The following is a 1214-nucleotide window of genomic DNA, read 5'->3' as shown; positions in this document are numbered from 1 at the left end:
GGTAAACGGCGGCCGTAACTATAACGGTCCTAAGGTAGCGAAATTCCTTGTCGGGTAAGTTCCGACCTGCACGAATGGTGTAATCATGGCCACGCTGTCTCCACCCGAGACTCAGTGAAATTGAAATCGCAGTGAAGATGCTGTGTACCCGCGGCTAGACGGAAAGACCCCGTGAACCTTTACTACAGCTTGGCAGTGAACATTGAGCCTACATGTGTAGGATAGGTGGGAGGCTTTGAAACCAGCACGCCAGTGCTGGTGGAGCCATCCTTGAAATACCACCCTTGTATGTTTGATGTTCTAACCTGGGTCCCTTATCGGGATTAGGGACATTGCCTGGTGGGTAGTTTGACTGGGGCGGTCTCCTCCCAAATAGTAACGGAGGAGCACGAAGGTTAGCTAAGTACGGTCGGACATCGTACGGTTAGTGCAATGGCATAAGCTAGCTTGACTGCGAGATAGACACATCGAGCAGGTACGAAAGTAGGTCATAGTGATCCGGTGGTTCTGAATGGAAGGGCCATCGCTCAACGGATAAAAGGTACTCCGGGGATAACAGGCTGATACCGCCCAAGAGTTCATATCGACGGCGGTGTTTGGCACCTCGATGTCGGCTCATCACATCCTGGGGCTGAAGTCGGTCCCAAGGGTATGGCTGTTCGCCATTTAAAGTGGTACGCGAGCTGGGTTTAGAACGTCGTGAGACAGTTCGGTCCCTATCTGCCGTGGGCGTTTGAGAATTGAGAGGGGCTGCTCCTAGTACGAGAGGACCGGAGTGGACGAACCTCTGGTGTTCCGGTTGTTTCGCCAGAAGCATTGCCGGGTAGCTAAGTTCGGAATCGATAACCGCTGAAAGCATCTAAGCGGGAAGCGAGCCTCGAGATGAGTTCTCACTGGACCTTGAGTCCCTAAAGGGTTGTTGTAGACTACGACGTTGATAGGTGGGGTGTGTAAGCGTTGTGAGGCGTTGAGCTAACCCATACTAATTGCCCGTGAGGCTTAACCATACAACGCCGAAATGGCTTTGTGTGAAGTTGAAAAGAATTGAATGCACCTTGTTAGAATGAACAAGGCTCTTATAGAACATAGATACTAGTTACGAATTGCTTAATTGTTATAAAAGTTTTTGTCTGGCGGCCATAGCGTTAGGGTACCACCTGAATCCATCTCGAACTCAGAAGTGAAACCTAATAGCGGCGATGGTAGTGTGGGAG

General features: G+C 50.6%; 2 rRNA genes. Both read left to right on the top strand.

What is annotated here, in order from left to right:
* Positions 1-1007, top strand: a 23S ribosomal RNA gene (locus HR060_RS19120); the annotation flags it as partial.
* 122 nt (positions 1008-1129) lie between these two features.
* Positions 1130-1214, top strand: a 5S ribosomal RNA gene (gene rrf / locus HR060_RS19115); the annotation flags it as partial.

Origin of the sequence: Marinifaba aquimaris (assembly GCF_013328345.1) — a bacterium.
GTDB lineage: Bacteria > Pseudomonadota > Gammaproteobacteria > Enterobacterales > Alteromonadaceae > Marinifaba > Marinifaba aquimaris.
This window is presented reverse-complemented; position numbering and strand designations above follow the sequence as displayed.